Genomic DNA, 24,963 nt, shown 5'->3' with positions numbered 1-24,963 from the left:
CAGAGAAGTAGAGCCCCGTGGAAACCGGGCAGGGCTCAGCCTTTGGCGACCCGCAGGTCGTCGTACATGCCCCATTCGGCCCATGAACCGTCATAGAGCGCCCAGTTGCGATGGCCCATCCGTTCCAGCCCCAACGCGAGGATGGCGGCAGTCACCCCGGAGCCGCAGGTGGTGATCGCCGGTTTGGACAGATCTACCCCCGCCGCTGTGAAAGCCGCCCGCAGATCGGCGTCATTCTTCATGGTGCCGTCGGCATTGAACAGCTCGCCGAACGGCAGGTTCTTCGATCCGGGGATATGCCCCGAGCGCAGACCAGGCCGCGGCTCGGCCACCTCGCCCCGGAAGCGCGGGGCGGAGCGGGCGTCGATGATCTCGGCCTCACCCAGCTTGCTGGCATGGGCCACCTGCGTCACATCCTTCACCAGCCCGGCCTGACGGCTGACGGTGATATGGCGGTCACGCAGCACCGGCGGCATGTCCTCGATCTCACGTCCCTCGGCCTTCCATTTCGGCAGGCCGCCGTCCAGCACCGCGACATCTGTCTTGCCCATCAGGCGGAAGGTCCACCAGACGCGCGCGGCCGAAAACAGCCCGGCGCCGTCGTAGATCACGACCTGATGCCCGTCACCCACGCCCATGGCGCGCATGCGGCTGATGAATTTCTCGACCGGCGGCGCCATATGCGGCAGGGCCGAGCGCTGGTCGGAAATCTCGTCAATATCGAAGAAACGTGCGCCGGGGATATGACCGGCGTCATATTCGGCTTTCGCATCGCGCCCGGCGTCGGGCATATACCAGCTCGCATCCAGCACCCGCAGATCGGGGTCTTTCAGATGCGCGGCCAGCCAGTCGGTCGAGACCAGCGTTTTCGGGTCGTCGCGGAAGGCGGAAGTCATGCGCGGCTCCTCGTCTAATCAGGACCGGCTTACCGATTGCTGCCTTCCGAGGCAAGCGCCAAGCCACGGCCCGGCGCTGCCGGGCTTACTTTGCCATCGCGCTGCGGATCGCCCCGACAATGGCCAGCAGCACCCCGCCGCCGACACCGCCTGAAGCGATGCTGCCGATGATCGAGGCCAGATCAGTGCCGCCCGCTCCGGCCATGCCGCCCGCCCCCAGCACGGCGAGAAGCTGGCTGCCCAGGCCACCGCCCAGTATCCCCACGATCGAATTGCCCAGCGGACCAAGGCTGAGGTTCTTCAGCACGGCGCCCGCGCCATTGTCGCCCAGCGCCCCCGCGATCAGACTGATGATCAGTTCCATGAACTCGTTCCCTTACAGCCGGGCCACAGCGGCCCGATGCGGCAAGCCTGCACCTGCCGCCGCCGCTTGCCAATCACCGCGGCCACCGGAATCGAGGGGGAGTTTCAGCCGTGCCGCAGCAGGCGCTGCTTCTGACGGTCCCAGTCGCGCTTGGCTTCGGTGGCGCGCTTGTCGGCCATCTTCTTGCCCTTGGCGATGCCCAGCTTCACCTTCACCAGCCCGCGTTCGTTGAAATACCATTTGAGCGGCACGATGGTCATACCCTCGCGCGCGGTCGCATTCCACAGCCGCGCCAGTTCGCGCCGCGACACCAGCAGCTTGCGCTTGCGGCGTTCCTCATGGCCCCAGGTCTTTGCCTCGCGATACGGGGCGACATAGCTGTTGATCAGCCACAGTTCACCCTCCTCCACCGAGGCATAGCTTTCGCCAAGGTTCGATCCGCCCTGACGCAGCGATTTCACCTCGGACCCCAGCAGCATGATACCTGCCTCCAGATCGCTTTCGATGAAGTAATCGAAACGCGCCCGGCGGTTTTCGGCAATCAGCTTGGAATTGGGATCGGATTTCTGGGCCATGGTCGGCATCAGATAGGCGAGCCGGGAATGAAAGTCCAGATCACCCCCGGCCACACCCCGGATCAGCCACGCGCGGAGGCCCTGCCGCGCAACAGGGTAAAGACCCCGGCGGCCACCACAATCGCAGAACCGATCAGTGTCGCCGCATCGGGACGCTCGTGGAACACCACCATCCCCAGCACCAGCGCGAACAGCAGGCGGGTATAGCGGAACGGCGTCACCACACTTACCTCGCCCGTGCGCATCGCCACGGTCAGCGCCCAGTAGGCAAAGACCCCTACGCATACCGCGCCCGCCAGTTCAACCCATTGCAGCGCGGCCGGAACCACCGCGCCGCCCTCCCACAGCAACAATCCCGCGCCGGTCGGCACCATGGCGGCAAAGCCGTAGATCCCGAGTTGCAGATTGCTCAGCACCTTCGGCGCCGCCCGCGTCGCCAGATCGCGCCCGGCAAAGCCCAGAAGCCCGGCAACCGCAAGAAGCGAGGCGGCGCTGAACCCCTCCAGCCCCGGCCGCAGGATCAGCAGAACGCCGGCCAGCCCGACAAGAATGGCCGACCAGCGGCGCCAGCCCACCCGCTCGCCAAAGATCAGCGCGGCCCCGGCCACCACCACCAGCGGCGTCGCCTGAAGGATGGCACTGGCGCTGGACAGTGGCGTCAGCGCGATGGCCAGCGTATAGAACAGCCGCCCGCCGACCTCGAAGCCCGCCTTCCACAACATGCGCGGCGCGACCACGGCAGGATGCCACAGCGCCTGCCCGGCCCGCGCGGTCAGGGCGGCAAAAGCCAGCATCCCGCCGGTACCGAACAGCATCAGCACCTCGCCCACCGGCACCCCTGCCCCGGCAACGCGCTTGAGCAGCATGTCCTCAATGGCAAATCCCAGCATGGCCGCCACCATGAAAAGACTGCCGCGCAGATTGTCGGTCATCCGTGTCCCCTCGCGTCAAAAAGGCCCCGCAGGTGCAGGGCCTTTATCCTGGTCCAAATATCCCGGGGGCGCGCCGCAGGCGCGGGGGCAGAGCCCCTCTTACAGCAGCCCCGCGTGCTCCATCGCCGCACGGATGCGCGCCTTGGTGCCATCGGTGAGCCCGACCAGCGGCAGACGCACCTCCTCGCTGCACAGACCCAGCAGCGAAAGACCGTATTTGGCCCCCACCAGACCCGGCTCGATGAAGATCGCCTCATGCAGCGGCATCAGACGATCCTGATATTCCAGTGCCCTGGCATAATCACCGGCCAGCGTCGCTGCCTGGAACTCCGCGCACAGACGCGGCGCCACGTTCGCCGTGACCGAGATGCAGCCCACGCCGCCATGGGCGTTGAAGCCCAGTGCCGTCGCATCCTCGCCCGAAAGCTGAATGAAATCGGCACCGCAGCTTGCGCGCTGCTGGCTCACCCGCTCAATCTTGCCGGTGGCATCCTTCACGCCGACGATGCGCGGCAGTTTGGCAAGCGTGCCCATCGTCTCGGGGGTCATGTCCACGACGGAACGGCCCGGAATGTTGTAGATGATGATCGGCAGCGCCGAGGCATCATGCAGCGCGGTGAAATGCGCGATCATCCCGGCCTGGGTCGGCTTGTTGTAATAGGGCGTCACCACCAGCGCCGCATCGGCGCCCGCGCGTTCGGCATGCTGGATCAGGCCGATCCCCTCGGCCGTTGCATTCGACCCTGCCCCGGCGATGACCGGAATGCGGCCCGCAACGGTTTCCACCACGATCTCGATGACCCGGCCATGTTCCTCGTGGCTCAGCGTCGGGCTTTCGCCCGTGGTCCCCACCGGAACCAGCGCGTTGGAGCCTTCGGCGATATGCCATTCGACCAGCTTCTTGAGCGTTTCCACATCCAGCTCGCCGTTCTTGAACGGCGTGACAAGGGCAGGCATGGACCCTTTGAACATGACACGCATCTCCTGAAGCTGGGGCAGACTCGCCCGGTTGAACGCCTTTCCTCTAGCGATCCCTGCGGCAATTGCCAAGGCAAAGCGCAGCGCCCCGCCCGCCTGCGGGCGGCAAAATTCTTGCGAAGAATTTTGGGCGGCGCCGGGGCGCCGGTCGCCGCCGCTGGCGTCGAAGTGAATTGCCCCTGCCGCGCGCTTGCGGCAGGTTCGGGGCATGAAGCGCCTTCTCCTTGCCGCCAGCCTCGCCCTTGCCCTGCCCGTCGCCACGCCCCCCGCCGTGGCGCAAACCGACACGCCCGGCGCCCTGCGTCTGGCGCTGAACGAAGCCGGGCGCCGCAACTGGCCCGAGGCCATGCGGCTGGCTGCCAGTACATCCCCCGTGGGTCGCGACATCATCGAATGGCAGCGGTTGCGCTCCGGGGATGGCACGCTGACGGAATATGAGGACTTTCTCGCCCGTCGCCCAGACTGGCCCGGCCTGCCCTATCTGCGCGAAAAAGGAGAAGAGGCAGTGGCGCGGTCCACCACGCCCGACCGTGTTCTGGCCTGGTTCGGCAGCCACCTGCCCGAAACCGGCACCGGCAGTCTGGCCGTCATCAGCGCGTTGCGCGCCAGCGGCCGCGCACCCGAGGCTGAGGCCGAGGCCCGCCGTGCCTGGACCGACCTGCCGCTGACGCCCGAGGACGAGGCGGCGCTGCTGGGTCTTTACCCCGGTCTGACGACTTTGAACGCGCAACGGCTGGAACGCCTGCTGTGGGACGGCCGCGCCGCCGAGGCAAAGCGGCTGTTGCCGCGCCTTTCGCCGGACTGGCGCGCGCTGGCCGAGGCGCGGCTGGCCCTGATGGCGCGCGACACTGGCGTCGATGCCCGGCTGGCGGCCCTGCCCCCGGCCATGGCGGCCCATCCGCTGATCGCCCATGCCCGCATGGACTGGCGCATCGCGCGCGATCTCTGGCCCGAGGCGACGGCGCTGATGCTCGACGCATCCGCCAAGGCCGAGACGCTGGGCCGCCCCGAGGCCTGGGGCAAGCGCCGCGCCCAACTCGCACGGAAGCTTCTGCGCGATGGCGATGCGAAATCGGCCTATCGCATCGCGGCCCGGCATTATCTTACCTCGGGCGGCGATTATGCGGATCTGGAGTTCCTCGCGGGTTTCATCGCCCTGCGCAGGCTGGGGGATGCACAGACCGCCCTGGGGCATTTCCGACATCTGGAACAGAATGTCGCCACACCCATCTCGGTCTCACGCGCGCTTTACTGGCAGGGCCGCGCGCTGGAGGCTTTGGGCGATCCCGCCTCGAAAACCGCCTATTCCCGTGCGGCCACGATGCAGACCGCCTATTACGGGCAGCTTGCCGCCGAACGCATCGGCCAGCCACTCGACCCGGCGCTTCTGGCGCCCCTGCAAGCACCCGACTGGCGCAACCGGACCTTTGCCCGCTCCAGCGTGCTGGAAGCCGCGCTTCTGCTGTTCAACGCAGGCGACCGGACGCTGGGTAAGCGGTTCATCCTGCATCTGGCCGAAGGTCTGGGCCCGCAGGATACCGCCAGCCTCGCCAATCTGGCGCTGACCATCCACGAACCGCATGTTGCCGTGCTGATCGCCAAACAGGCGGCAGAGCGGGGTGTGATCCTGCCTGCCGCCTATTTCCCCGTACCTGATCTGGTTCCGGCCGAAGGGCTGGCGGTATCACGCGCCTTCGCGCTGGCCATCGCGCGGCGGGAAAGCGAGTTTGACCCGGCGGCGCAAAGCCCGGTGGGCGCGCGCGGGCTGATGCAGCTGATGCCGGAAACCGCCAGACGCACGGCAGCCGAGATCGGGCAGCCCTACGAACTGGCGCGGCTGACCTCCGACCCGGCCTATAATGCCACGCTGGGATCGGCCTATCTGGCAAAGCTGGTCGAGGAATTCGGGCCATCCATCGCGCTGGTCGCCTCGGGCTACAATGCCGGGCCGGGGCGTCCGCGCCGCTGGATCACCGAATTTGGCGACCCGCGCAGCGATGCGGTGGATGTGGTGGACTGGGTGGAGATGATCCCCTTCACCGAGACCCGCGCCTATGTGATGCGGGTCGCGGAATCGCTGACTGTCTATCGCGCCCGCCTGCGCGGCAGCCCCGGCCCGATCCGCCTGATCGCCGAGCTGAAGGGCTGAGGGGTCAGCGCCCCTCGGCCCATTCCGGCAGCGGGAACAGCCGGTCATAGCCCCAGTTAAACGCCCAAGCGTAGACCATGTAGAACAAAGCGAAGCCCAGATCGAGCAGCAGCGCCTCGGTCAGGCTTACGCCCAGCCACCAGGCGATGAAGGGCGCCAGCACCGCCAGCAGCCCCAGTTCGAACAGCACCGCATGCAGGATGCGCAGACCCGGCCCCTTGCGGGTATCGCCGCGCCGGTGGTGCAGGATCAGGTCGAACCCCCAGTTGTAAGCCCAGGTCCAGATCACGGCCAGCGTGGCGCTGCCCACCGTCACCACGCCCACATGCGCGGCGGGCATGTCCAGCAGCAGGATCGCCAGTGGCGTGACGATCAGAAGCCCGAGGATTTCGAAACTCAGCGCATGGCGCAAACGGTCACGGAAGCTGCGCATCTTGCGGCCCTTTCCTTTCGGGCGGGCCGTCCCGCGATGTAGTTCCCTGGAAGGGCCGTCCCTTCCCGGCGCAAGATAACCTTCCCGGCGCACGGGAAAAGGGGGCCGGGCGAGGAAAACCGCAGCGTGACCTTCCGGCAACCACCCTGCTCAGATGGTCAGATCCAGCACCAAGCTGCCGCGTTTCGCGCCGCTGTCCGCAATCGCGTGTGCCTCGGCGATACGTTCGAACGGCAGAACGCAGTCGATGACGGGGCGGAAGTGCCCGCGCGCAACAAGATCGGCCAGGGCTTCCAGATCGGCGCGGGTTTCACCGGCCATCCCGACATGCAGCTTTTGTCGCCGCAGCGCATTGCCCACCGGCGCCAGCATGCCGCCCAGCCCGGCTGCCACCATCAGCAGCCGCCCGTCTGGTTCCAGCAACGCGCGGGCAGTGGGGCGCGGCAGGTCCATCGTATCCAGTACCACATCCCAGCGCCGTGCCTCGTGCATCAGGGCGGCCGGGTGAAACGGCAGCGGCTCGGCCCCCAGCCCGGCCAGCAGCGCGGTATTTCCGGGCCGGGTCAGGGCCGCGACCCCGGCCCCCAGCGCGCGACCGATCTGCACGGCCGCTGTGCCGACAGCCCCGGCGCCACCAATCACCAGCAGCCGCTCCCCCGCCCGCAGCCGCGTCACACCCCGCAGAAACGTCAGCGCCGTGGTGCCCCCGAAGGCCATCGCAGCGGCCTCATGCAGGCTCAGTGCCCCGGGTTTGCGGATCAGCGGGCCGTTGGCCGGCAGCACGGCATAATCGGCATGAACACCGCCACGCGCCATGCCGACCACCAGATCGCCTGGCGCAAAGCCCGTGGCGCCCGGCCCCAGCGCCTCGACCCTGCCGCAGAACTCGGCCCCCAGCACCGGCTGACGCGGGCGGCGCAGGCCGAACAGCACCCGGCCCAGCACCCCCATCCCCGGTGGCATCCGCATCGCGCGGATGCGCGCATCCCCGGCGCTGACGGTCGTCGCCAGAACACGGATCAGCACCTGCCCCGGTCCGGGCACCGGCACGGGCCGATCCTCAATCCTCACCACTCCGGGGCCGCCATAGTCCCGACATATCGCTGCGCGCATTTCTGTTTCCCTTGCCTGTTGCGGGCAGAGGCTGGGCAGGCAAAGCCCGCAGGGCAAGTCGGCAAGGGGTTGAAATCCGGTCTTTATTCCGCAGGTTTAGTCACGGCACGCTCGCGGGCCGAGATGTAAAGGGCGCAGGCCATCAGGATGCCGACGCCCACGAAGGTCCACAGATCCGGGAAATCGCCGAAGAACCACCAGCCCACGGCAACGGCCATGATCATCTCGGTATAGGCCAAGGGGGCCAGCAGGCTCGCCTCAGCCCGGTCATAGGCCATGACGATCAGGTAATGGCCGAAGGTCGCCACGAAGCCGAGGGCGAGGAACAGCGTCCATTGCGCAGGCGTGGGCGCCTGCCAGACCGGGATCACCGCAAGGCTGACGGCAATGGCGCCGATCAGGCTGGTCTGGAAGGTGGTGACCATCGCGTGATCGCGCCCCGCCATGCGCCGGGTGATCAGCATGTAAAGCGCAAGGCTCGTCCCTGCGGCAAGTGCCAGCAACATGCCCGGATTGACCGCCTGAAAGCCGGGACGGATGATGACCAGCGTACCGATGAAACCCACGGCGACCGCAGCCCAGCGGCGCGGCCCGACCCTTTCGCCCAGCACCAGCGGCGACAGGGCAGTGACCACCAGCGGCTGCACGAAGAAGATGGCCAGCGCATCGGCAATCGGCAGAAACTTCAGCGCGAAGAAGAAACAGAAGGTCGCCCCGATCAGGAAAGCCGTGCGCAGCGCATGCATCCCCGGCCGCGAGGGCCAGAGCCCCCGCATCCCGCCGATCCGCGCGGCGAAGGGCGCGGTCATCAGCGTGCCCATTGCCATGCGCGCCCAGACGATTTGCAGGATCGGCATGCCCTGCTGACCCAGTGTCTTGGCCACCACATCCAGAAACGGCAGCACCGCCATTGCCGCCAGCATCAGCCCGATCCCGGCCAGCGTTCCGCGTCCCTGCTCCATCCTGTCCTCCTGCCCTCGCCCGGTGCAGGGTCACGGGATTTTCCGTGTGTTTCCCGCCTGATGGCGACCTCGCGCAGGGGAAACCGGCAAATCCGCTTCCCCTGAGGCGCCGAACCTGTGACAATGGTTGCAAAAGAACAAGAGGACCATGATGCCCGAAACCAGAACTCCCCGCCTGTGTGTGCTGATCGACGCTGACAACGTGCCCGCCGGCTATGCCGAAGCAATCTTCGAGGAAATCGCCGCCTTGGGCGAAGCCAGCGTGCGCCGCATCTATGGCGACTGGTCGGCACAGCGTCTTGGCGGCTGGGCAAAGAAGGTCGCGCGGCTGGGCATGGTGGCGGATCAGCAGTTTTCCAACACCAAGGGCAAGAATGCCTCGGATATCGGGCTGGTGATCGCGGCGATGGATTTCCTGCATTCGGGCCTGTTTGACGGGTTCGTTCTGGTCAGCTCTGACAGCGATTTCACCCGTCTGGCCGCGCGCATCCGCGAACAGGGTCTGGATGTTTACGGCATCGGCGAGAAGAAAACGCCCGAAGCCTTCCGCATGGCCTGCAAGCGGTTCATCTATGTGGAGAACCTCGGGGCCGAGGAAAGCGATGATCACACGCCCGAGCCACGGATAGACCGCGCGCCGGAGCCTGTGGATACCACGCCCGCCGATACGCCGGCCGAACCGCGCGCTCCGCGCGGCAGGCGCGAGACGGAATCGCCGCAAAAGGCCATCCCGCTGATCGCCGCCGCGATGCGCGCCATCGACCCCGAGGGCGAATGGTATTCGCTGGGCCAGATCGGCCAGTATATCACGCAGGCCAATCCCGATTTCGACACCCGCACCTACGGCAGCGCCAAACTGTCGGACCTGATCCGCAAGATCTCCAGCCGGTTCGAGGTGAAACCGGGTCCGGGTGGTCAACTGCTGGCGCGCGACCGCTCCTGACCCATCGCCATGACAGGGCCATAATCGGCGACTTGACTGACTGAAATCAGTGTGAGTCTCCGATGAATGCCTTGTCCCCCGAACTCATGGCGACCCATACCTCCGGTCGCGCCCGTGTTGCTCTGCTGGTCGATGGCGAGAATCTTGGCGACCGCCATGCCGGACCATTGATCATTCAGGCAGCAAAACATGGTGCGGTGACGGTTAAGCGGGTCTATGGCGATGCGGCCAGGCTGCCGCGCTGGGACGCGGCGCCGGGTTACCGGCTGATCCATGCCGGGCGGGGCAAGAACGCGGCCGATCTGCTTTTGTGTATCGAGGCCCTGGCGCTGGTGCATGACCGGCTGGCGGATGTGATCGTTCTGGCAAGCAATGACGGCGACTTCAGCCATATCGCCAGCCACCTGCGCGAGCGCGGCATTCCGGTCTATGGCATGGGCGAGGCTACAGCACCAGAAAACTGGCGTAAAAGCTGCACGGGGTTTGTAGAGTTGAAAGCTGCGCCGGGACCGACACAAACATCCGCGCCCAAGCCAGCGCATGTCCTGCCGGCCAACCTGCCTGAAGCCGCCCTGCTGAAGGATGTAGAAAACTTGCTGCGTGACAGCGCATCGGGTGGTGCCTTGCCACTGACCAAAATCGGGCAGGAGCTGAAGGGCAGATTGAAGACCACGGGGCACGCAAGCTGGGGCAAGTTTCTGTCTGCCCATTCCGACCGCTTCAGGCTGGACAAGTCCACGCCCGGCGGCAGCGTCCGGCTGCTCTAACGCACCCCGTAGCGCGCCAGAAACATCTCGACCGCGCCCGAGACCACCTTGTCGGCCTCCTGCGGCGGACAGCAGGCGGCGACGCCGAAGATCGTCTGTTCGTGCAGTGTCACCTTGCACAGCGCCGCGAACTGGTCGGCGGCGAAGGCCAGATCGTCGATCTGCAACTCGCCACGCTCCACCGCCTTGGCGAGGTATTCCATCAGCCGCTCCCGCACCAGCACAGGGCCGGAATGGTAGAACTGATGCCCCAGTTCGGGGAAGCGCTCGCTTTCCGCCACGCAGATGCGGAACACCTTCTGTGCGAAATCGGACATGAGGAAGGCGACCATGCGCCGCGCCGCCTCGGTCAGCACCTTGTCGACAGGGGCGTTCTGGTCGATCAGCTCCACCGCCTCATCGGCCTGACGGCGGCACTCGCTTTGAGCCACCTCCATGAACAGCAGGCGCTTGTCAGGGAAATAGCTGTAAAGCGTGGCCTTGCTGACCCCCGCCTCGCGGGCGATGTCATCGACCGAGGCACCCTCGAATCCGTGTTGAAGAAACACGTTTCGGGCGCCTTCCAGCACCTGATCGAACTTCCGGCCCTTACGGGCGCGCGGCATTACCTGGCTTTCCATCACACCAGAGTAGACGAGCCGACCGGGCGCCCGCAAGCACCGGCGCTCACAGACCCTGCGTGCAGGTCGCGCCGCCGATGGCCACCGGATCGGTGCAGGATTGTGTGACGGGCGGCGCCGGGTCGGGGAAGGTCAGGCGCGGCAGGTCGAAAGGCGCGCCCCCCGCGGCGGCGAGGGTGGGCAAGGCGGCAAGGCAGAGGGCGGCAAGGGTCAGGCGCATCAGGGGGCTCCACAAACTGAACGACTCGGTTCATTTTGTGAAAGTGAACCGAACTGTTCAGATTTTCAAGTCCCCGTGGCAGATAATCGCAGCACCGGCCCCGCTGCTGCGGTCGCATCTTCGGGATCATGCGTCACCATCAGCGCCGGAATACCCCGTTCAGCGATATGGGCGAAGGTGAAGGCGCGCATTTCAGCCCGCAACCCGGTGTCCAGCCGCGAGAAGGGCTCATCCAGCAAAAGCGCGGCGGGATCGGCAAGCAGCGTGCGCATCAGCGCCGCGCGCGCCCGCTGCCCGCCCGACAGGGTAGCCGGGTCTCGCCCCTCCATCCCGGCCAGCCCCGCGCGCTCCAGCGCGGTAGCCACGGCCGCACGGCGCGCGGCGCGCCCCTTCACGGCGGGGCTCAGCCCGAAGGCAAGGTTGTCGCCCACAGACAGGTGCGGGAACAGCAGCGCCTCCTGAAACATCAGCCCGATGCGCCGGGCCTCGGCGGGCAGGTGCGTCACATCGCGTCCTTCCAGCCAGACCCGACCCGCGCAACGAAAGCCCGGCGCCAGATGTCCCCCCACCGCATCGAGCAGCGTGGATTTCCCGACGCCTGATGGCCCCATGACACTGGCCACCTGCCCCGGCTCGACCCGCAGGCTAACCTCGAACAGCGGCCTGTCGGCGCGGGGCAAGGTGACCATCAGCTTTTCCAGAACAAGACTCATGCGGGCACGGCTCCGGCCAGATCGCGGCGGTTGCGATGCACCCATGCGGGTAGCAGCGCCGCCAGCGCATAGGCAACGAAGGGCACCAGCGCCTGAAGGCTGGCATAGACCGCCACCACCCGGCGATCGGAGGAGGACGACAGCGTCACCGCCTCGGTCGTCAGTGTCGTCACCCTGCCCGCACCCAGAAACAGCGTCGGCAGATATTGCGCGACCGACACCGCCACGCCAATCGCGGCGGCGGTCAGGATCGGGCGCAGCAGCACCGGCAGCTTGACGCGGACCAGCCGGCGCCATGGCCCCGCCCCCAGTGCCGCCGCCGCGCGGCTGAGGCGTGGGTCAAGCGCCCGCCAGGGCGCGGTCAGCGCGATCATCACATAGGGAAAGACGAAAATCGCCTGCGCCCAGATCACCGCGCCGGGGTGACCCGACAGGCCCGCCCGCAGCGCCACCACGTTCAGCCCGTAAAGGAACGCGATCTGCGGCAGGATCAGCGGCAGGTAGATCAGCGCTTCGGCCCAGCGGGCGCGGGTGCGCTGGCCGCGATCCTCCGCTTCCAGCCACAGGATCGCCAGCGCGACGGACAGTGCGGCAGAGGCCATTGCGAGCCAGAGCGTCATGCCCAAAGCGGCGCCCCAGCGACCCGAGGCCAGCCAGAATTTCAGCGACCAGCTTTCGGGCAGCAGTTGCGGAAAGCTCCACCGCCAGGCCAGCGACCAGACGGCCAGAGCCAGCAGCGCCAGGGTGGCAAGGGTCAGCAGCCCGCCAACCAGCACGGCGGCAAGCCCCGGACCGAAGGCGCGACGCCCACCCGCCCGCACCCACCGTCGGCCAAGCCCGTGTGCCAGAAGCTCCGCCGCCCACAGCAGCACCAAACCCAGCGCCACGATGGCCGCCTGCACCAGCGCCCCGGCGGCGGCGGGCAGGATACGCGCGGGATCGGGGTCGAAGAACCAGCGGGTCAGCGCCACGGCCAGCACGGGCGGGTTCGACGGGCCAAGGATGATCGCCATATCCACCACCGACAACGCATAGGCCAGCGCCACCGCCACCGGCAGTCGCACCAGCGGCCAAAGCTGCGGCAGCAGCACCTTGGCCCAGATGGCGGCAGGCGCATAACCCAGCGCCCTGCCTGCCGCCATCTGCCGCCCGGCGTCGATCTGCCCCAGCGCCGACCAGGTGACCAGCATGAGGAAGGGCACTTCCTTGACCAGCAGGCCAAGGATCAGCGCCAGCCCCCAAGGATCATTCACACTGGCGAGGTCCGGCGGCAGCGCCCAACCCATCAGCGGCGCCAGCCCGCGCGCGATCCAGCCCGAGGGTGCCAGAAGGAAGGCAAGACCAATCGCCATGGCCGCGTGTGGCACCGCCAGAAACGGCGCCAGCGCCCGCATCCCGCGCGCAGCGGGCACCCGCCCGGCCAGCGCCGCCACGGCGCCCATCGCCAGCACGACCGAAAGCGCCGTCGCCCCCAGCCCGGTGACCAGCGTCAGCCGCAGGCTGGTGGCCAGCCCCGGCTCGGCGGCGAGGGCGTGCCAGGCCGTGAGGCTCCAGCCATCAAACCCCAGCGCGGGCAGATGACCGAAGGCCGCAGAGGCCGTTTCCGCCAGACCGGCCAGAATCGGGGCCAGCAGCCCCGTCCCAACGATCAGCAGAACCAGCCCGCGCAGGCCCCGGCCATCGCTCATTTCGTGTAGCGCCGCGCCCATTCCCCGGTCAGGCGGGTCATCCAGCTGGCGTGCGGCTCCAGCAGTGTCGGCCCAAGATCCTCCAGCTGCGGCAGCGCTGGCGCGGTGGGCAGGGCGGTGAAGGCCGCGCGTCCGGCATCATCCAGTTTCGCCGGATCAAGAACCGAGAACGACCCCAGCACTTCGATATTCTGCATATGCCCCTGGGTTGCCGGGTCCAGAAGGAAGTTCGCCACCACCTCGGCCCCCGCCGCATGGGCGGCGTTATAGGGGATGGCCACGAAGCTGACATTGCCGATGGTGCCGCCCTCGGGCACGAAAACACGCGCCGTCTCGGGCAGAAGCCCCTGTTCGATGGCCGCAGCGGTAGAGGCTGGATCGAAGCTCATGGCGATGTCGACCTCACCATCGTTGAGCAATTGCTGCTGCACCGACTGGTTTTCCGGGAAGGTCGCGCCACCGCGCCAGAGGTTCGGGCGCAGCGCGTCATACCACGCCCAAAGCGGCGCGGTCGTGGCCTCGAACGTGGCATCCGTCACCGGCTGTTGCAGCACCGCCGGATCGGGCGCCAGCTCGATCAGCGCCTGTTTCAGGAAGGTCGCCCCCATGAAGTTCGACGGGTCGGGATGCGTCATCCGCCCCGGATGCGCCGCCGCCCAATCGACGAAAGCCGCCATGTTGCGCGGCGGTTCGGCCACGCGCGCGCTGTCATGGACGAAGACGAACTTCGCCAGCCGCCACGGGCTTTCCATCCCCTCCACCGGCACGGTAAAATCCACCGCCGCAGGCGCGGCGCCGCTCAGATCGACATATTTCGCGTTGGGCAGATCGGCCGTGAACGGGCCGTGCAGCAGCCCCTGTTCCTTCATCGCCAGGAAGTTCGGCCCGTTGATCCAGATAAGATCCACCGAGCCACCGCTGTCCTGCCCCGCCGCTTTTTCAGCGATGACCCGAGTTACCGCCTCGGCGGTATCGGTCAGCTTCACCAGCTCGACCTTCACGCCGTAAAGCCGCTCGGTCTCCTGCCCGACCCACTGGATGAAGGCATTGGTGCGGTCATCGCCGCCCCAGGCGTTCCAGTAGACCGTCTGCCCTTTCGCGGCATCCAGCGTCGCCTGCCAGTCGGCAAGCGCAGGGCTGGCAAGCGCCAGCGTCAGGGGAAGGGCGGCAAGCGTCGCAAGGCGCATGAAAACTCCTGTCATAAAGGGGCGAAAGCGCGCCAGCCCCACCACCAGCGCAGCACGGTGGTCAGCGTGCAGGCGGCAGCGAAAAGGCAGGCGAGCAGCGGGAAGGCCGTGGGCACAAGACACATGGCCAGAAACAAAGCGATGGTTTCCGCCCCTTCCGTCAGCCCGCCCAGATAGGCGATGCCTTTTGACGGATAGGCAGGCGCCACCTCACCCCGTTTGGCCGCGATGGCAGCGAAGGCAAGGAAGGACGACCCGGTGCCGATGAAGGACGCGATCAACAGCGCGGCGGGCAGCGCATTGGCGCCCGGATCGGCCAGCGCAAAACCCAGGGGCACCAGCGCGTAAAAAGCAAAGTCAAAGGCGATGTCAAGAAAGGCGCCCCGGTCGGTCGGGCCCGTCAACCGCGCCACTGCACCATCCAGCCCGTCGGCCAGCCGGTTCGCCACAATCAGCACCAGCGCCAGCCCCCAGGCGCCGAAGGCCAGCGCGGGCAGCGCCAGCGCCCCGAGGGCAAAGCCCGCCAGCGTCACCTGATCGGCGCTGATGCCACGCGCCACAAGCACCTGCGCCGGGGGGCGCAGCAGGCGGTGTTGCAGGGGCAGAAGGGCGGCGTCGATCATCCGCGCCTCCAGTCGTGGAAACGGCGGGCCAGCGCAAGAAGCTTCGGGTTCACATGCGCCCGACGCCAGTTGCCTGCCGCGTATTTGTTGGCCTCGGCCAGCGTCGGGTAGATGTGGATGGTGCCAAGGATCTTGTTCAGCCCCAGTCCGTGTTTCATGGCCAGCACAAATTCCGCGATCAGATCGCCCGCATGATGACCGACGATGGTGACGCCCAGAATACGATCCCTGCCCGGCACCGTCAGCACCTTTACGAAGCCCTCGGTCCGTCCATCGGCAATGGCACGGTCCAGATCGTCGATGCCGTAGCGTGTGACCTCGTGCGCGATGCCGCGCTCCTGCGCCTCGGTCTCGGACAGGCCGACACGGGCAACCTCGGGGTCACAGAAGGTGGCCCAGGGGATAACACGATAGTCGGCGCGGAAACGCCAGAACGGGGCGGCCATGGCGTTGACCGCAGCAAACCAGGCCTGATGCGCAGCGGTATGGGTGAACTGATAAGGTCCGGCCACATCGCCCGCTGCATAGATGTTCGTATACAGCGTTTCGAGATAGTCGTTGGTCTGCACCACCCGGTCGGTTGGAATGCCCAGCTCCTCCAGCCCGAAGCCTTGCAGCCGGGCCGCGCGACCCACAGCGGCGATGATCTCGTCGAAATGAATGCGCTGACGGCCCTCTTGCCCCTCGACCTCGATCCATTTGCCGGTGTCGTCGCGCCCGCAGGCCAGCGCCTTGTGCCCGGTCAACACCCGCACGCCATCTGCCTCCAGCGCGGTTCGGACATGGGCGGAAACCTCCGGGTCTTCACGGATCATAAGCCGATCCGCCATTTCCACCTGCGTGACCCGCGATCCAAGCCGCTGAAACGCTTGCGCGAGTTCGGTCCCGATCGGCCCGCCGCCCAGCACCACCAACCGCGCCGGGGCTGTTTCGCGCCCGCGCAGACGAGACCAGAGCGTATCCGAGGTCAGACAGTCCACCGTATCAATGCCCGGCAGCGGTGGCACCACAGGGCGCGCGCCGGTGGCGATGACGACGCTGCGGGTGGTGAGCCGCTCTGTGCCGCCCCCGTTCAGCGCCACCTCCACCGTCCAGGGGTCGAGGATACGGGCGCGGCCCGGCAACACCTCGACCCCGAGGGAGGTATAGCGCTCCACACTATCGTGCGGGGCGATTTGGGTGATGGCGCGATGCACACGCTCCATCACCTCTGCGAAGCGGATTTGCGGCTCCGGGGCGCCGATGCCCAGCGCCGAAGCCTGCCGCATCTCCTGCGCCAGCTTCGCGCTGCGGATCAGCGCCTTCGACGGCACGCAGCCGGTGTTCAGGCAATCACCGCCCATCTCACCCGCCTCGACCAACGTGACACTCGCCTGCGCGGCAGCGGCGATATAGGCGGTCACCAGCCCGGCGGAGCCTGCCCCGATCACCACCAGATTGCGGTCGAACCGGCGCGGCCGGGTCCAGCGCGCCTGCACCCGGCGACGGCGCAAAGCGCCCACAACCAGCCGCGCCAGCCACGGGAACAGGCCCAAGGCCGCGAAAGATGCCAGCAGCGCGGGCGAAACGAGGCCGGACAGACTGTCGATCTTCGCAATCTGGGTGCCCGCATTCACATAGACCGCCGTCGCGGGCAGCATGGCCAGTTGACTGACGCCATAGAACACCCCGGTGCGGATCGGCGTCAGCCCCATCAGCGAATTGACGGCGAAGAAGGGCACCACCGGGATCAGCCGCAGGCTGAACAGATAGAAGGCCCCGTCGCGGCGCAGGCCCGCGTCGATGGCGCCCGCCCGCGTCCCCAGCCGGGCGCGAACCCAGTCGCGCAGCAGGTGCCGCGCCGCCAGAAAGGCCAGCGTCGCCCCCGCTGTGGAAGCAAAGGACACCAGCACCAGCCCGGCCCAGAAGCCGAACAGCGCCCCCCCTGCCAGCGTGAGCCAGACCGCCAGCGGCAGAGACAGCGCGGTGACACCGAGGTAGAGCAGGAAGAACAGCCCCGCCGCCAGCGAAGGATGCGCCGTCCGCCAGGCCTCGACCCCTGCCAGATGCGCCCGCAGCGCCGCGAGATCGGGCACCACATCGCGCAGGAAAATCCCGGCCAGGAGCACCGCAACCGCCAGTCCAAGAAACAGCACGGGCCGTTTCATGCCGTTCCTCCGCGACTTTTGCCCGCCGTTCATCGGTCAAGCCTCCGTTCTTCCTCTATAGGTCAATACGCAGCGCGGGGCGAACTGCTACATCATTTGCATTCACGGCTGCGTCAGTGGATGAAACATTGCCCGGATTGCCCCCCGGTGATTGTCATGCCGTCCCGAGGCCGGTATGGAGGGAAAACCCCGCAGACGGCCCGGCACGACATGATCACCCAGAAGATGAAATATGCGCTGAAGGCGTTGCTGGTTCTGGCCGACGAGGCCCGGTCCAAACGGCCGGAACCGCTGACCATCGAGGAAATCGCCCGCCGCGCCGCGACGCCGAAGCGGTTTCTGGAACATATCCTGCTGGACGTGCGAAATGCGGGTGTCATCGCGTCGACCCGTGGCCGTTCGGGCGGGTATTCGCTGGTGAAGGCGCCGGGCGAGATTTCGATTTCGGATCTGCTGCGCAAGATCGACGGGCCGATTGCCCCGCTGACCTGCCTGTCGCGCAGTGCCTACCAGCGCTGCGAGGATTGTACCGACGAGGCGACCTGTCGCATCCGCAAGGTCTTTGCCGAGGTGTTCTGGTCCTATCTGGTCATCATCGACTCGCTGACTTTGGAGGACATGCTGCACGCCGGAACGGCAGAAAAGGTGCTGGGTCCGGCCGAAGGCGCCTGAGGCGCGGCGGGCAGTTGCAGCACAGCGCAGGGCGGCGTAAAACCCCGGCAACGCCAAGCAGAGGGGCCGCGCATGACCATCCCGAAACCCGTCGTTCTGTGCATTCTGGATGGCTGGGGCTACCGCGAGGAACGCGCCGCCAATGCCCCTGCCCTGGCTGCAACCCCGAATTTCGACCGGATCTGGGCCGAATGCCCGCATGAGCTGCTGATCACCCATGGCCCCGATGTGGGCCTGCCCACCGGGCAGATGGGCAATTCCGAGGTCGGGCATACCAACATCGGCGCGGGCCGGGTGGTGGCGATGGATCTGGGGCAGATCGACCTCGCCATTGAGGATGGCAGCTTCTACCGCAATGCGGCGCTGCTGGAGTTCATCGAAACGCTGAAGAAGACCGACGGCACAGCGCATCTGATGGGTATGATTTCGGATGGCGGGGTGCATGGCCATATCCGGCATGTGCTGGCAGCCTGCACCGCCATTGCTGGTGCCGGGGTGCCGGTGGTGCTGCACGCCATCACCGACGGGCGCGACGTGGCGCCCTCATCCGCCGTCACCTTCATGCGCGAACTGACCGAGGATCTGCCGGAAGGTGCGCGCATCGGCACCGTGATCGGCCGCTACTGGGCGATGGACCGCGACAATCGGTGGGAACGTGTGGGCCGCGCCTTCGACGCTATGGTGAAAGCCGAGGGCGAACGTGCGACCACTGCCGCCCGCGCCGTCGATGCCGCCTATCAGCGCGGCGAGACGGATGAATTCATCGCGCCCACCGTGGTCGCGGGCTATGCGGGTGCGAAGGATGGCGACGGCTTCTTCTGCCTGAACTTCCGCGCCGACCGCGCGCGGGAAATCCTGCTGGCGCTGGGCCAGCCGGGCTTTGATGGCTTTGACGCCAGCGCCCGCCCGCAATGGGCCGCCCTGCTGGGGATGGTGGATTATTCCACCACCCATAACACTTTCATGACCACCTGCTACCCCAAGCAGGACATCGTGAACACGCTGGGTGAATGGGTGGCGAGCCATGGCCGCAGCCAGTTCCGTCTGGCCGAGACCGAGAAATACCCCCATGTCACCTTCTTCCTGAACGGCGGCAAGGAAACCCCTTCGGCGGGCGAGGATCGGTTCATGCCGAAATCGCCCAAGGTCGCCACCTATGACCTGCAACCGGAGATGAGCGAACCTGAGGTGGCCGAGCGTCTGGTCGGCGCCATCGAGCATGGCTATGACCTGATCGTGGTGAACTTCGCCAACCCCGACATGGTGGGCCATACCGGCAGCCTTCAGGCCGCGATGAAGGCCTGCGAGGCAGTTGATACCGGGCTTGGCCTTGCACTGGCGGCGCTGGAGAAGGCGGGCGGCGCGATGATCGTCACCGCCGACCACGGCAATTGCGAGTTGATGGTGGATCCGGTGACCGGCGGGCCGCATACCGCCCATACCACCAACCTGGTGCCGGTGATCCTTGTGGGCGGACCGGAAGGCGCTCATCTGCGCGCGGGTGGACGGCTTGCCGATCTGGCGCCGACGGTGCTGCACCTGATGGGCCTGCCGCAACCGGCCGAAATGACCGGGCAGAGCCTGATCGCCGGATGATGCGCTACCGCTTCGCCGTCCTTGCCCTGTTGACCGCGCTGGCCTTCGGCGGGCCTGCGGTGGCGGCTTCCGTTGCCGAACAGGCACAGACGGCGGCACGCAATCTGCAAGAGGCAGTCATCGCCCTGGGCGAGGCGCGGCAGGCACGCGACCGGGTGCAGGCGCTGACCCGCACCATTACCGCCTATGAACAGGGGCTGACCGCGCTGCGCGAAAGCCTGCGGCAGGCCTCGATCCGCGAGGCGACCCTGCTTTACCAGTTCGAGGCCAAGCGCGACCGGCTAGCGCAATTGCTGGGCGTGCTGGGACGGATGGAATCCGACCCGGCGCCGCTGCTGCTGCTGCATCCCTCGGGGCCGCTGGGCACCGTGCGTTCGGGCATGATGATCGCCGATGTCACCCCGGCCATCCGGGCCGAGGCGGAAACCCTGCGTGCCCAGTTGCAGGAGGTGCGCGACCTGCGGGCCCTGCAAACCGCCGCCGGGCGCACGCTGGCCGACGGGCTGCGCGCCGCGCAGGAGGCCCGCACCGCGCTGAGCCAGTCGATTTCGGAACGCACGCAACTGCCGAAGCGGTTCACCGAAGATCCCGAGGTTCTGAAGAACCTGCTGCAAAGCGCCGATACGCTGGATGCCTTTGCCGCCGGCCTGTCCCTGAACGAGGTTGAGGCCGAGGGGATGGCCGATTTCGGCTTCTCGCATGGCAAGCTGCCGCTGCCTGCCCTGGGGACGCTGCTGCGCCGCCCGGACGAGGCCGACAGCGCAGGCGTGCGCCGCCCCGGCATGGTACTGGCGACCCGCCCTCGCGCACTGGTCACAGCGCCTTGGTCCGGCACGATCCGCTACCGCGGGCCCTTGCTCAATTTCGGAAACGTGATGATCCTTGAGCCCGGACCCGGCTATCTTCTGGTTCTGGCAGGGCTGGAAACCGTATATGGCGAGGTGGGCGAGGTCGTTGCGGCGGGCGCGCCACTTGGTCTGATGGGTGGCGGCGAACCGGGGGTGGACGAATTTCTCGTCCCGGCCCAGGATGGCGCCACACGCGAAACGGCGACTTTGTATGTCGAGTTGCGGCAGGGGGGGCAGCCGGTAGACCCGATGCCGTGGTTCGAGGCCACCGCCCCGCTTGCCGAGCGCCAGCAGGTGCCGTGACGGGTAAAGGTGCGATGAGGCGGAAGCCTTGAGAAAGGGAACGACGAAGGCGATGAAGAAATTCGTTATGGCCGCTCTGGGCGGCACCGTGGCAGGTGTGCTTCTGTCGACGCAGGTCGCAGGCCCGCTCATCGCGCAGGAAGCCGCGAAGAACAGCTCGGTCTATGAACAGCTGGATCTGTTCGGCGACATCTTCGAACGTATCCGCGCCGAATATGTGGAAGATGTTGACAGCAAGAAGCTGATCGAGGCCGCGATCAACGGCATGCTGACCTCGCTCGACCCGCATTCAAACTACCTGCCCGCCGATGATTTCAGCGACATGCAGGTGCAGACGCGCGGCGAATTCGGCGGGCTCGGCATCGAGGTGACGCAGGAGAACGGTTTCATCAAGGTCGTCTCGCCCATGGATGACACTCCTGCCGACAAGGCCGGCATCCAGTCCGGCGATTTCATCACCCATGTCGATGGCGAAAGTGTGCTGGGCCTGAGCCTCGACGATGCGGTGAACAAGATGCGCGGCGAGGTCGGTTCGGAAATCGTCATCACAGTGGTACGCGATGGTGTGCAAGACCCGTTCGACGTGTCGATTGTCCGCGACACGATCAAGCTGACGGCGGTGAAGGGCCGCGTGGTCGGCCATACCGCCGTGCTGCGCCTGACCACCTTCAACGACCAGACCTATCCGGGGCTGGAAACGGAACTGAAGAAGGCGCTGGAACAGCTGGGTGGCAAAGACAAACTGAACGGGGTCGTGCTTGATCTGCGCAACAATCCCGGCGGTCTTCTGACGCAGGCGATCAAGGTGTCGGATGCCTTCCTCGACAAGGGCGAGATCGTGTCGACCCGTGGCCGCAACCCGCAGGATGGCGAACGGTTCAACGCGACGCCGGGCGATCTGATCGAAGGCAAGCCGATGGTCGTGCTGATCAACGGCGGTTCAGCTTCGGCCTCGGAAATCGTGTCGGGGGCCTTGCAGGATCACCGCCGCGCCATCGTGGTGGGGACGAAGAGCTTCGGCAAGGGATCGGTGCAGTCGGTCATCCCGCTGCGCGGCGAAGGCGCGATGCGGCTGACCACGGCGCGTTATTACACGCCCTCGGGCCGGTCGATCCAGGCGCTTGGCATCTCGCCCGACATCGTGGTGAACCAGCCGATGAAGAAGGATGGCGAGGCGGGCACCGAGGCGGCAGCAGCCGAAGCGGCGGCCAAGGCGCGCACCGAGGCCGATCTGCGCGGCGTTCTGTCCAACGACTCGATGACCGACGACGAGAAGCGTCAGTACAAGGAAGAGCAGGAGCGTGCCGCCGAGGCCGCGAAGCTGCGGGACGAGGATTATCAGCTCGCCTATGCGGTGGACATCCTGCGCGGGGCCGAGGCCATCGCCCCGAAAGCCGAGTAAGATCAGGAAAGGGGGGCCGGGCGACCGGCCCCGATGCATCATGGCGACAGATCCCGCTTCCCTGCCCTATCGCCCCTGTGTGGGCGTCGTGCTGATCAATCCCGACGGGCTGATTTTCACCGGCAACCGCAAGGACAGCACCAGTGCCGCCTGGCAGATGCCGCAGGGGGGCATCGACGAGGGCGAAAAGCCCCGCAAGGCCGCGCTGCGCGAATTGTGGGAAGAAACCGGCATAACCGAGGATCTGGTGGAATTCGTTGCCAAATCCGGCGGCTGGGTCACCTATGACCTGCCGCCCGAGCTTCTGGGCAAGGTCTGGGGGGGCAAATATCGCGGGCAGAAGCAGAAATGGTTTCTGTTCCGCTATCTGGGCCGCGACGATCAGGTGAATATCGCCACCGAACACCCCGAGTTCGACCGCTGGCAATGGACACATGCCGATGCGATGGTCGCCGCCATCGTTCCCTTCAAGCGCGCGGTCTATGAAGAAGTCGTGGCGCAGTTTCGCCCGCACCTGGCCTGAGCCACGCAGCGCATGACCGATCCCGCCACCGTGCAGGCGCTGCTTCTGGCCTGGTATGACCGGCACCACCGGATCATGCCCTGGCGCGTCTCGCCCGCCGACCGCGCCGCCGGGGCGCAGGCCGACCCCTACCGCGTCTGGCTGTCCGAGGTGATGCTCCAACAGACCACCGTGGCGGCGGTGCGCGATTATTTCCACCGTTTCACCGCGCGCTGGCCGGACGTGGCGGCGCTGGCGGCTGCGGAAGATGCCGAGGTCATGGCCGAATGGGCCGGTCTTGGCTATTACGCCCGCGCCCGCAACCTGCTGAAATGCGCCCGCGCCGTGGCGACCGATCACGGCGGGCGCTTTCCCGACACGCGCGAGGGGCTGCTGTCGCTGCCCGGTGTTGGCCCCTATACGGCAGCGGCGGTGGCCTCCATCGCCTTTGACCGGGCCGAGACGGTGGTGGATGGAAATGTCGAACGGGTAATGGCACGGCTGTTCCAGGTGGAGGAGCCGCTGCCCGGTGCGAAACCTGTTCTGGTGGCCCACGCCGCACGGCTGACGCCCGCGGAACGTCCCGGCGACTATGCGCAGGCGGTGATGGACCTTGGTGCCACAATCTGCACACCTCGCAACCCGGCCTGTGCGATCTGCCCGCTGAGCACAGAATGCACGGCCCGCGCGGCAGGGGTACAGGCCGAACTGCCGCGTAAGACCCAGAAGCCCGCGAAACCGCAGCGCGAAGGCGTGCTTTGGATCGCCCTGCGCCCCGATGGCGCGGTGCTGCTGGAGGAGCGCCCGCAATCCGGGCTGCTGGGCGGCATGGCGGGCTTTCCAACCTCTGGCTGGGATGGCTCCACCGCCCCTGCCCCTCTGAAGGCCGACTGGCAGCGCGTGGGCGAGGTGCGCCACACCTTCACCCATTTCCATCTGGTGCTGGAGATATTGACTGCGGTGACCGAAGCGCAGCCGGAGCGCGGCACCTTCCTGCCGCGCGCCGCCTTTCGCCCCGCGGCCCTGCCCACGGTCATGCGCAAGGGCTGGGATCTCGTGCCCCGCGACATCACGGGTGGTTGAGCCCGCCCCGGCGCCCGCCTACACTCCGCCGCGACGGAGGCCCCCATGCGCAACATCGCCGATTTTCGCAACGCCCTGCCCTTCTGGCTGTCGCTGGGCCTCGTGCCGCTGGTGATGATCGGCGTCACACAAGGGGGCTGGACCGTGGCTCTGATGCCCGCCTACGCCTGGACGCTGACGACATTTCTGGACCTGCTGCTGGGCCGGAGCGAGGAAAACCCCGATCCGCAGACCGAAGAGGCAGACCTGTTCTGGTATCGCGCCATCACGCTGATCTGGCTGCCGCTTCAGGCGCTGATCATCTATGGCTCGATCTGGTGGATCACCCGTTCCGGCGGGCTGTCGGTGCCGGAACAGGTGGCGCTGATGTTCGGCGTCGGCGTCGCCTCGGGCACCATCGGGATCGTCTATGCGCATGAGCTGATGCACCAGAGCAACCGGGTCGAGCGCTGGCTGGCCGATCTGCTGCTGGCGACCGTGCTTTACAGCCATTTCCGTACCGAGCATCTGCTGGTGCATCACCGCTATGTCGGCACCCCGCGCGACGCGGTGACGGCGCGGTACAATGAAGGGTTCCACCGCTTCTTCTGGCGTGTGCTGCGCGAATGCCCGGCTTCGGCCTGGGTGGCGGAAAAGGAAAAGCTCGCCCGCGCGGGCCGCCCGGTCTGGCATCCGTCTAACCCGTTCTGGCGCTACGGCGGGCTGCAACTGACGGCGCTGGCGCTGGCCTGGCTGGTCGGCGGCTGGGCAGGGCTGGTGCTGTTCTTGCTTCAGGCCTTCTTCGCGGTCTGGCAGCTGGAGCTGACCAACTACATCGAGCATTACGGCCTGACGCGGCGGCAGCTTCCGGGCGGCAAATACGAACCCGTCCGCCCGCACCACAGCTGGAACGCCCCGCATAAGGCGTCAAACTGGCTGCTGATCAACCTGCAACGCCATTCCGACCACCATTACAAACCCGACCGGCGCTTCCCGCTGCTGCAAACCTATTCCGCCGACGAAGCGCCGATGCTGCCGATGGGATATCCCGCGATGGGCGTTCTGGCGATGATCCCACCGCTCTGGCGGCGCCGGATGAACCCGCGCGTCCGGGCATGGCGCCGCCGGTATTATCCCGACGTCACCGACTGGCGTGCCGGGACTGCCGGATGACGTTCGAAAAACGCGCCCCGGAGGGCCATTCCTGTTTGTTCAGTTCTGGCGCCCCCTGATCCCCTGCCGCCAGTTCGATATAGCTGCCTCGCCGA

General features: G+C 66.9%; 25 protein-coding genes. 10 read left to right on the top strand and 15 right to left on the bottom strand.

Features of this window, described 5'->3' with window-relative positions; translation table 11 throughout:
• Positions 1–35 precede the first annotated feature (35 nt).
• The 5 genes from sseA to dapA form a co-directional block, all read right to left on the bottom strand.
• Positions 36–896, bottom strand: a complete 861-nt coding sequence (gene sseA, locus C8N34_RS08545) for a 3-mercaptopyruvate sulfurtransferase (protein WP_054302597.1) — start codon at positions 894–896, stop codon at positions 36–38.
• A gap of 85 nt (positions 897–981) precedes the next feature.
• Positions 982–1,260, bottom strand: coding sequence for a hypothetical protein (locus C8N34_RS08540; RefSeq protein WP_108128494.1), 279 nt, complete (start codon positions 1,258–1,260; stop codon positions 982–984).
• 104 nt (positions 1,261–1,364) lie between these two features.
• Positions 1,365–1,835, bottom strand: a complete 471-nt coding sequence (gene smpB, locus C8N34_RS08535; RefSeq protein ID WP_054302627.1) for an SsrA-binding protein SmpB — start codon at positions 1,833–1,835, stop codon at positions 1,365–1,367.
• A gap of 62 nt (positions 1,836–1,897) precedes the next feature.
• A complete protein-coding gene (locus tag C8N34_RS08530; RefSeq protein WP_054302599.1) occupies positions 1,898–2,767 on the bottom strand; it encodes a DMT family transporter in 870 nt (289 codons plus the stop codon).
• A gap of 99 nt (positions 2,768–2,866) precedes the next feature.
• Positions 2,867–3,739 (bottom strand): 4-hydroxy-tetrahydrodipicolinate synthase, encoded by an 873-nt coding sequence (gene dapA / locus C8N34_RS08525; RefSeq protein ID WP_054302628.1) that lies wholly within the window; start codon positions 3,737–3,739, stop codon positions 2,867–2,869.
• Between the two features lie 214 nt (positions 3,740–3,953).
• Here dapA and C8N34_RS08520 point away from each other — a divergent pair, with 214 nt between their 5' ends.
• Positions 3,954–5,894, top strand: coding sequence for a lytic transglycosylase domain-containing protein (locus tag C8N34_RS08520; protein ID WP_108128493.1), 1,941 nt, complete (start codon positions 3,954–3,956; stop codon positions 5,892–5,894).
• A 4-nt stretch (positions 5,895–5,898) separates the two neighbouring features.
• On the opposite strand, the gene C8N34_RS08515 is transcribed toward C8N34_RS08520, so the two are convergent.
• The 3 genes from C8N34_RS08515 to C8N34_RS08505 form a co-directional block, all read right to left on the bottom strand.
• Positions 5,899–6,327, bottom strand: coding sequence for a PACE efflux transporter (locus C8N34_RS08515; RefSeq protein ID WP_108128492.1), 429 nt, complete (start codon positions 6,325–6,327; stop codon positions 5,899–5,901).
• A 150-nt stretch (positions 6,328–6,477) separates the two neighbouring features.
• Positions 6,478–7,440, bottom strand: a complete 963-nt coding sequence (locus tag C8N34_RS08510) for an NAD(P)-dependent alcohol dehydrogenase (protein ID WP_108128491.1) — start codon at positions 7,438–7,440, stop codon at positions 6,478–6,480.
• 83 nt (positions 7,441–7,523) lie between these two features.
• Positions 7,524–8,402: a DMT family transporter gene (locus C8N34_RS08505; RefSeq protein ID WP_108128490.1), complete on the bottom strand. Its 879-nt coding sequence runs from the start codon at positions 8,400–8,402 to the stop codon at positions 7,524–7,526.
• 151 nt (positions 8,403–8,553) lie between these two features.
• Between C8N34_RS08505 and C8N34_RS08500 the strand changes: the two genes are divergently transcribed.
• A complete protein-coding gene (locus tag C8N34_RS08500; RefSeq protein WP_108128588.1) occupies positions 8,554–9,345 on the top strand; it encodes an NYN domain-containing protein in 792 nt (263 codons plus the stop codon).
• Positions 9,346–9,407: 62 nt separating this feature from the next.
• Positions 9,408–10,112 (top strand): NYN domain-containing protein, encoded by a 705-nt coding sequence (locus C8N34_RS08495; RefSeq protein WP_108128489.1) that lies wholly within the window; start codon positions 9,408–9,410, stop codon positions 10,110–10,112.
• Here C8N34_RS08495 and C8N34_RS08490 read toward each other — a convergent pair.
• The 7 genes from C8N34_RS08490 to C8N34_RS08465 form a co-directional block, all read right to left on the bottom strand.
• Positions 10,109–10,717 (bottom strand): TetR/AcrR family transcriptional regulator, encoded by a 609-nt coding sequence (locus tag C8N34_RS08490; RefSeq protein ID WP_407646007.1) that lies wholly within the window; start codon positions 10,715–10,717, stop codon positions 10,109–10,111. The two genes, C8N34_RS08495 and C8N34_RS08490, sit on opposite strands and share 4 nt — an antisense overlap.
• Before the next feature lie 61 nt (positions 10,718–10,778).
• Positions 10,779–10,952, bottom strand: coding sequence for a hypothetical protein (locus C8N34_RS26315; protein ID WP_158640686.1), 174 nt, complete (start codon positions 10,950–10,952; stop codon positions 10,779–10,781).
• 65 nt (positions 10,953–11,017) lie between these two features.
• A complete protein-coding gene (locus tag C8N34_RS08485; protein WP_108128487.1) occupies positions 11,018–11,665 on the bottom strand; it encodes an ATP-binding cassette domain-containing protein in 648 nt (215 codons plus the stop codon).
• The gene (locus tag C8N34_RS08480; RefSeq protein ID WP_108128586.1) at positions 11,662–13,353 is read right to left on the bottom strand and encodes an ABC transporter permease; all 1,692 of its coding nucleotides are present in this window, start codon (positions 13,351–13,353) and stop codon (positions 11,662–11,664) included. The genes C8N34_RS08485 and C8N34_RS08480 overlap by 4 nt, the downstream gene beginning before the upstream one ends.
• Complete coding sequence (locus C8N34_RS08475) at positions 13,350–14,540, bottom strand: ABC transporter substrate-binding protein (protein WP_108128486.1); 1,191 nt, start codon at positions 14,538–14,540, stop codon at positions 13,350–13,352. The genes C8N34_RS08480 and C8N34_RS08475 overlap by 4 nt, the downstream gene beginning before the upstream one ends.
• A gap of 11 nt (positions 14,541–14,551) precedes the next feature.
• Positions 14,552–15,163 carry a CDP-alcohol phosphatidyltransferase family protein gene (locus C8N34_RS08470; protein ID WP_108128485.1) on the bottom strand — a complete coding sequence of 204 codons (612 nt, stop codon included), beginning with the start codon at positions 15,161–15,163 and terminating at the stop codon, positions 14,552–14,554.
• Positions 15,160–17,310: an FAD-dependent oxidoreductase gene (locus C8N34_RS08465; RefSeq protein WP_108128484.1), complete on the bottom strand. Its 2,151-nt coding sequence runs from the start codon at positions 17,308–17,310 to the stop codon at positions 15,160–15,162. Before C8N34_RS08465 ends, C8N34_RS08470 begins: the two co-directional genes overlap by 4 nt.
• A 210-nt stretch (positions 17,311–17,520) precedes the next feature.
• Between C8N34_RS08465 and C8N34_RS08460 the strand changes: the two genes are divergently transcribed.
• The 7 genes from C8N34_RS08460 to C8N34_RS08430 all read left to right on the top strand — a co-directional run bounded on the left by C8N34_RS08460 (position 17,521) and on the right by C8N34_RS08430 (position 24,868).
• Positions 17,521–17,982: an RrF2 family transcriptional regulator gene (locus C8N34_RS08460; RefSeq protein ID WP_108128483.1), complete on the top strand. Its 462-nt coding sequence runs from the start codon at positions 17,521–17,523 to the stop codon at positions 17,980–17,982.
• A 72-nt stretch (positions 17,983–18,054) separates the two neighbouring features.
• The gene (gene gpmI, locus C8N34_RS08455) at positions 18,055–19,578 is read left to right on the top strand and encodes a 2,3-bisphosphoglycerate-independent phosphoglycerate mutase (protein WP_108128482.1); all 1,524 of its coding nucleotides are present in this window, start codon (positions 18,055–18,057) and stop codon (positions 19,576–19,578) included.
• Entirely contained in the window at positions 19,578–20,729 is a 1,152-nt protein-coding gene (locus C8N34_RS08450; protein ID WP_422387663.1) for a murein hydrolase activator EnvC family protein, read from the top strand. The genes gpmI and C8N34_RS08450 overlap by 1 nt, the downstream gene beginning before the upstream one ends.
• Positions 20,730–20,781: 52 nt before the next feature.
• On the top strand, positions 20,782–22,131 hold the full coding sequence (locus tag C8N34_RS08445; RefSeq protein WP_054304008.1) for a S41 family peptidase: 1,350 nt from the start codon (positions 20,782–20,784) through the stop codon (positions 22,129–22,131).
• A gap of 40 nt (positions 22,132–22,171) precedes the next feature.
• Positions 22,172–22,654, top strand: a complete 483-nt coding sequence (locus tag C8N34_RS08440) for an RNA pyrophosphohydrolase (RefSeq protein ID WP_108128480.1) — start codon at positions 22,172–22,174, stop codon at positions 22,652–22,654.
• Positions 22,655–22,666: 12 nt separating this feature from the next.
• The gene (gene mutY / locus C8N34_RS08435) at positions 22,667–23,716 is read left to right on the top strand and encodes an A/G-specific adenine glycosylase (RefSeq protein ID WP_108128479.1); all 1,050 of its coding nucleotides are present in this window, start codon (positions 22,667–22,669) and stop codon (positions 23,714–23,716) included.
• Between the two features lie 45 nt (positions 23,717–23,761).
• Complete coding sequence (locus tag C8N34_RS08430) at positions 23,762–24,868, top strand: alkane 1-monooxygenase (RefSeq protein WP_108128478.1); 1,107 nt, start codon at positions 23,762–23,764, stop codon at positions 24,866–24,868.
• Positions 24,869–24,963 lie beyond the last annotated feature (95 nt).

Origin of the sequence: Gemmobacter caeni (assembly GCF_003054195.1) — a bacterium.
GTDB classification, from domain to species: Bacteria; Pseudomonadota; Alphaproteobacteria; order Rhodobacterales; family Rhodobacteraceae; genus Gemmobacter; species Gemmobacter caeni.
The sequence above is the reverse complement of the archived record's forward strand: the minus strand, read 5'-3'. Positions and strand labels throughout refer to the sequence as shown.